5 protein-coding genes are annotated in these 6080 nt (G+C 62.3%); 3 read left to right on the forward strand and 2 right to left on the reverse strand.

Going from position 1 to position 6080, the window contains the following annotated elements; all coding sequences use genetic code 11:
* A partial coding sequence (scpA, locus tag ACTS2Z_RS04900; protein ID WP_442572107.1) for a methylmalonyl-CoA mutase occupies positions 1-1590 on the forward strand: 1590 nt, incomplete at its 5' end.
* On the opposite strand, the gene pseC is transcribed toward scpA, so the two are convergent.
* The gene (gene pseC, locus ACTS2Z_RS04905) at positions 1591-2772 is read right to left on the reverse strand and encodes a UDP-4-amino-4,6-dideoxy-N-acetyl-beta-L-altrosamine transaminase (protein WP_442572108.1); all 1182 of its coding nucleotides are present in this window, start codon (positions 2770-2772) and stop codon (positions 1591-1593) included.
* Positions 2773-3341: 569 nt separating this feature from the next.
* Between pseC and ACTS2Z_RS04910 the strand changes: the two genes are divergently transcribed.
* Both ACTS2Z_RS04910 and ACTS2Z_RS04915 read left to right on the forward strand, forming a co-directional pair.
* Positions 3342-4712: an ammonium transporter gene (locus ACTS2Z_RS04910; RefSeq protein ID WP_442572109.1), complete on the forward strand. Its 1371-nt coding sequence runs from the start codon at positions 3342-3344 to the stop codon at positions 4710-4712.
* Between the two features lie 325 nt (positions 4713-5037).
* Positions 5038-5766, forward strand: a complete 729-nt coding sequence (locus tag ACTS2Z_RS04915; protein WP_442572110.1) for a TorF family putative porin — start codon at positions 5038-5040, stop codon at positions 5764-5766.
* Between the two features lie 78 nt (positions 5767-5844).
* Here ACTS2Z_RS04915 and ACTS2Z_RS04920 read toward each other — a convergent pair.
* A partial coding sequence (locus ACTS2Z_RS04920) for a flagellin (protein ID WP_442572111.1) occupies positions 5845-6080 on the reverse strand: 236 nt, incomplete at its 5' end.

Here is a 6080-nt window from a genome sequence, read left to right on the forward strand (position 1 = left end):
TCAGGAACGATCCAGAACGACATCCTGAAAGAGTTCATGGTGCGCAACACCTATATCTACCCGCCTGCGCCCTCGATGCGGATCATCTCCGACATTTTCGCCTTCACCTCGTCGGAAATGCCGCGCTTCAACTCGATCTCGATTTCCGGCTATCACATCCAGGAGGCCGGAGCGCCGGCGGATCTGGAGCTCGCCTACACGATTGCGGACGGGCTGGAATACATCGCCGCCGGTGTCAAAGCCGGGCTGGATGTGGACAGTTTTGCGCCGCGCCTCTCGTTCTTCTGGGGCATCTCCATGAACTATTACATGGAGGTGGCAAAGCTACGCGCCGCCCGCCTGCTCTGGGCAAGGCTGGTGAAGGAGCGCTTTGCGCCGAAATCGGACAAGTCCCTGTCCCTGAGGGCGCACAGCCAGACATCCGGCTGGTCGCTGACCGCGCAAGACGTGTTCAACAATGTTGCGCGCACCACGATAGAGGCAATGGCCGCCGTCGATGGCCATACCCAGTCCCTGCATACCAATTCGCTCGACGAGGCGCTGGCCCTGCCGACCGATTTCTCCGCCCGCATCGCCCGCAACACCCAGATCGTGCTCGAAAGCGAAGCCCATCTGACTGACGCCATCGATCCGTGGGGCGGAAGCTGGTTCATCGAGCGCCTGACCCACGATCTTGCCGCGCGAGCGCTGGCCCATATCGAGGAAATCGACTCTCTCGGCGGCATGGCGAAGGCCATCGAGGACGGCACACCGAAGCTGCGGATCGAGGAAGCCGCCGCCAGGACGCAGGCCCGTATCGATTCCGGCCAGCAGACGATTGTCGGCGTGAACAAGTTCCGCCTGAACGAGCCGGAGGACGTCCCGGTCCTGAAAATCGACAATGCCGGTGTGCGCCGCCAGCAACTGGAAAAGCTGGAACGTCTGCGCGCCAATCGCGATGGCGCAAAAGTCGAGGCCGCCCTGCATGCGCTGACGCGCGCCGCAGACGAGAAAAGCGGCAATCTGCTTGCCCTGTCGGTGGAGGCCGCCCGCGCTCATGCCTCGGTCGGTGAAATTTCCGATGCACTGGAAAAGGTCTATGGTCGCCACAAGGCCGCGATCCAGTCGGTACAGGGGGTCTATTTGAAAGCCTCGGGCAATGACGAGAAGGTACAACGTGCCCTCGAAGCCGCCGATGCCTTTGCCGAAGCCGAGGGCCGCCGCCCGCGCATCCTGATCGCGAAGATGGGTCAGGACGGGCATGACCGCGGCCAGAAAGTTGTGGCGTCTGCCTTTGCCGATCTGGGCTGGGATGTCGATATCGGCCCGCTCTTCCAGACGCCGGAAGAAGCGGCCCGCCAGGCCATCGAAAATGACGTGCATGTGGTTGCCGCCTCGTCGCTGGCTGCCGGTCACCTGACACTGGTGCCTGCCTTGCGCGATGCCCTGAAAGACGGTGGCGGCGGCGAAAAGCTCATCGTTGTTGGCGGTGTCATTCCGCCCGAAGACGTACCGACTCTCAAGCAGATGGGGGCAGCCGCCGTCTATCCGCCGGGCACGGTGATTGCCGATAGCGCGATTGAGCTGATCGATAAGCTGGGGCCGCGCTAGCTAGGCGCGAAGCGCCGCGCCCAGCTCATCGCAAACCCGCATCACATCCGCCTCGTCCATTCGCGTGAAGAGTGGCAAGGACAGCGTGCGGGCATAGTGCGCCTGCGCGCCCGGCAGGTTCATCCGGCCATAGCGGCGCACATAATAGGGCTGGGTGTGGACCGGAATGTAATGCACCTGCGTCCCGATGCCTCTGGCCTTCAAGGCATGCATGAGCGAGGGCCGGCTGATCCCCGCGGCATCAAAATCGATCAGCACATTCATCAGATGACGGCACGGATCCGAGCCGGCGGGATCATCGGGCAGACGGACCAGCGGCGCGAGCGGCGCCAGTCCTTTCCTGTAGGCCGAGACAAGTGCCCGGCGTCTGGCCGCAAACTCGCCCATGCGGGCCAGCTGAGCGCGGCCCAAGGCAGCATTTATATCCGGCAGGCGGTAGTTCCATCCCAGGGCCGGCATCTCGTGATACCAGGGTTCATGGGCACCCTCCTCGCGGACGAATCGGCTGGAATCGCGCTCGATTCCGTGGCTGCGCATGCGCGCCATGCGAGACGCCAGTTCTGCGCTCTCCGTTGTGATCATCCCGCCCTCTCCGGTCGTAAGGGATTTCACCGGATGAAAGGAAAACGTCGCCGCATCGCCAAGCCTGCATGCGCCCACCATGGACCCGTCCGGATAGAGCGATCCGATGGCGTGGCAGCTATCCTCGACGATCTTCAGGCCGGCCTTGCGGGCGATGGAGGCGATAGACTCCATGTCACAGGGTACACCGGCAAGATGGACCGGCAGGACGGCCTTCGCGCGGTCCCCTGTCCGCTCAAGGGCCGCTTCCAGCGTTTCCGCCGTCAGTAATCCCGTATCGGGATCGACATCAGCGAACTGTACCTCGGCGCCGCAATAGCGGGCTGCATTGGCGGTCGCCATGAAGGTGATGGAGGGCACGATGCAAACATCTCCCTCGCCCACGCCCAGAGCCTCCAATGCCAGATGCAGCGCCGTGGTGCCGTTCGAGCAGGCAATCGCGTGGCCTGCAACGGTCCATCTGGCAAACTCCGTCTCGAAGGCGTCAATCTCGGGGCCGGTAGTGAGAAAGTCCGATTGAAGCGCCCGCACGACCGCAGCGATATCATCGGCATCGATGTCCTGCCGGCCATACGCCAGAAACTCACCCGCCTGCGCCATGCCCTGCTCTCCACCGGCCTGCAATACGATCCACCATGAAGTGAGTCGCGGCGGCGCAAGCCTGCGCCCCTTTTGCGGGCAGCAGCGCTTTCAAGCGCGGCATTGACATACAACAGGCGCGAAAAACTTCGTCCGGACAATTCTGCCGTTGACTCACCGCATCTTGTGCACCGCGATAGAGTGGCGGTTCTCGCGATCCGCATATGCAGACAACTGGAGGTCGCCCGCAAGCGACCTCCCTTTCTGCATGTTCATATTCTTTATTGATATACTTTTTCCCGTTCAAAGTCATTGTGACATTTTTAACACATTTTGTTGCGTCGCAGCGTGCATCATTACAATAATTGTTGCGGCGCATCATAGCACTCGTCATGGTGTTGTCATAAAGCGCGGCATCAGACCGGCGCGAAACTCTGCATTGCGATCCCGACGACCCGCGCTCGACGCGGAGGAAAGTGCGCAATGTACGAAGCGAAATCCGTTCAGCCTGCCGGGCCTGCCGGCACCCTGAAGGCTTCCTCTGCCGCAATGGCGCCTTTGGGCGCTTACTCATTCTCAAGGGGACAATCATGATCACAGATCTATCCGCCGCGCGGCTGCGCAGGCGGCCGCTTGCGCTCGCCGGCGCCTTGGCGCTGGGCGCGAGCCTCGCTTTCGCCGCTCCCGCTGCTGCTCAGGTGGCAGAAGAGACCGCCTACATTTTCAACACGCTTCTCTTCCTGATTGGCGGCTTCCTGGTGATGTGGATGGCGGCAGGCTTCGCCATGCTGGAAGCCGGCTCCGTGCGCGGCAAGCACGCCGCCGCGATCTGTCTGAAAAATATCGGTCTTTATGCGATTGCCGGCATCATGTTCTACGCTGTCGGCTATAATCTCATGTATTCCGGCGTCGATCAGAGCGGTGGTTTCTTTGGCATTCCCTCTTTCTGGTCGCCCAGCGAACTGACCGGCGACGAGGTCATCGATCTTACCGCCAACGGCTATGCCAGTGCATCAGACTGGTTCTTCCAAATGGTGTTCGTGGCAACGACCGCCTCAATCGTGTCCGGGGCCGTGGCCGAGCGCGTACGCATTGGCGCTTTCTTCCTGTTCGTCGTGGTCCTCACCGCCGTCATCTATCCGATCCAGGGGGCATGGACGTGGGGTGAAGGCTGGCTCTATGCGGCCGGATTCGCCGACTTTGCGGGGTCCACAATCGTCCACTCCACCGGCGGCTGGGCAGCCCTTGCAGGCGTGATCCTGCTCGGTGCCCGCACCGGCCGTTTTGTGGACGGCAAGCCTGTCGCCATGCACGGATCCAGCCTGCCACTGGCAACGCTCGGCACCTTCATTCTCTGGTTCGGCTGGTTCGGCTTCAATGGCGCCTCCCAGCTGGCGATGGGCTCGGCGGCGGACGCCACAGCCATCTCCCAGATCTTTGCCAACACCAACATGGCTGCCGCTGGCGGCGTGGTGGCGACCTATCTGCTCAGCCTGGCGCTCGGCAAGGGTAAGGCCAATCTGGGCGTCGTGCTCAATGGGGCGCTGGCGGGTCTCGTCTCGATCACGGCTGACCCGCTTCACCCCACGATCGGACAAGCCATCCTGTTTGGCGCGGCGGGCGGCGTCATTGCCACTCTGGGCGCGATCCTTCTTGAAATGATCCGCCTTGATGACGTGGTCGGCGCCATTCCGGTCCACCTGTTTGCCGGCATCTGGGGCACGATGATCGTGCCGCTGACCAACCCTGATGCCAGCTTTGCAGGCCAGGCCCTCGGCATTGGCGCCATCGGTGCCTTCGTCTTCGTCTCCAGCTTCATCCTCTTCCTTGTCCTGAAGATTACCGTCGGCATCCGCCTCAAGCCCGACGAGGAGACAGTTGGCGGCGACTATTCCGAGCTGGGCCACAGCGCCTATCCGGAATTCCTGCCGGGAAAGGAGAAAGCCCCGGCAGCCACATGACCTGGCCTGCTGCCGCGCCGGGCTTGGTGCCCGGCCCGGCAGCGGCTACCGGTCCATCCGGGGCAGCGCAGCCCGCATCAACAGAATTTCCGGGCAACTCCCGGTCAGGTTCCGGCCACCCTCGCAAGCCGAACCTGCCTGGACGCCCGAAAAAGCGGGCCCGCCTTTTCCAGATGACCATTCTCGACACAGCCGGTGTCACGCCTGCCTTTGCGGGCTGGCCAGCATCGGCAGTGCGGGGCGCGTCAACGGCACAGGCCAGACGCAATTGCACACCAACAGGCCGGCTGCGGGGCGGCCCATCCAGATCAACAGGGGATCAGACATGAAATACCTCAAGACCTTTCCTTCCGGCTCCATCCGCCTGGCTGCAGTGCTGGCCGCCGCCACGCCCGCCTCACTTGCCATCGCCACGCCAGCTTTTTCGCAAGAGGCACTCGAGATCGAGGCTAATGTAGCGCTCGTCACGGACTACCGCTTCCGCGGCATCTCGCTTTCGGACAACGACATCGCGCTTCAGGGCGGGTTCGATATCAGCTCGGAGAGCGGCTTCTATGCCGGGGTATGGGGATCAGGCATCGAGCCGGTCGGCGGCTCCGAACTGGAGCTGGACATCTATGCCGGCTACGGGTTTGAGGCAGGCGGCGTCGCCTTTGATATCGGCGCGCTCATGTATACCTATCCCGGCTCTTCCGACACGCATTATTTGGAATTCTACGGGTCTGCCGGCTTTGCTGCCGCAGGCCTGGAGTCCACGTTCGGGTTCGCCTACGCGCCCGAACAGGACAATATCGGTAATGACGACAATCTTTACCTCTACTATGAGGGTGCCTATCCGCTGGGAGATTCCGGGCTCAGCCTGACGGGTAGCGTCGGGTACGAAACCGGTAGCTTTGGTGACCCGGATGGCGATGGCGATGACAAGTGGGACTGGTCGCTGGGCGTTGGCTGGACCGCTCTCGGGGTCGACTGGTCACTGGCCTATATCGACAGTTCCGAAGACATTGGCGCCGGCAATGGCACAGGCGTGCTGATGATTTCCAAGGCGTTCTGAACGCCGGTCCACACAGCGTAAATGCGAAGGGCGCAGCCAGTGGCTGCGCCCTTTATTCGTCCCCCTCGGACGAAATGCCTATCGTCCGAAGAGCGACAGGATGATCTGCGGTTCGGAGTTGGCGATCGAGAGCGCCTGAACCCCGAGCTGCTGCTTGACCTGCAAGGCGGTCAATTGCGCACTCTCCTTGGCCAGATCCGCATCGACCAGATTGCCGACGCCCGCCGTCAGGCTGTCATTGAGCTTTCCGATGAAGGTGCGGTGCGCTTCCATCTTCTTCAGGTCGGAACCGAGTCGCGCAAGCGCCGCGTTCA

The organism is Glycocaulis sp., assembly GCF_052168375.1.
Lineage (GTDB): Bacteria > Pseudomonadota > Alphaproteobacteria > Caulobacterales > Maricaulaceae > Glycocaulis.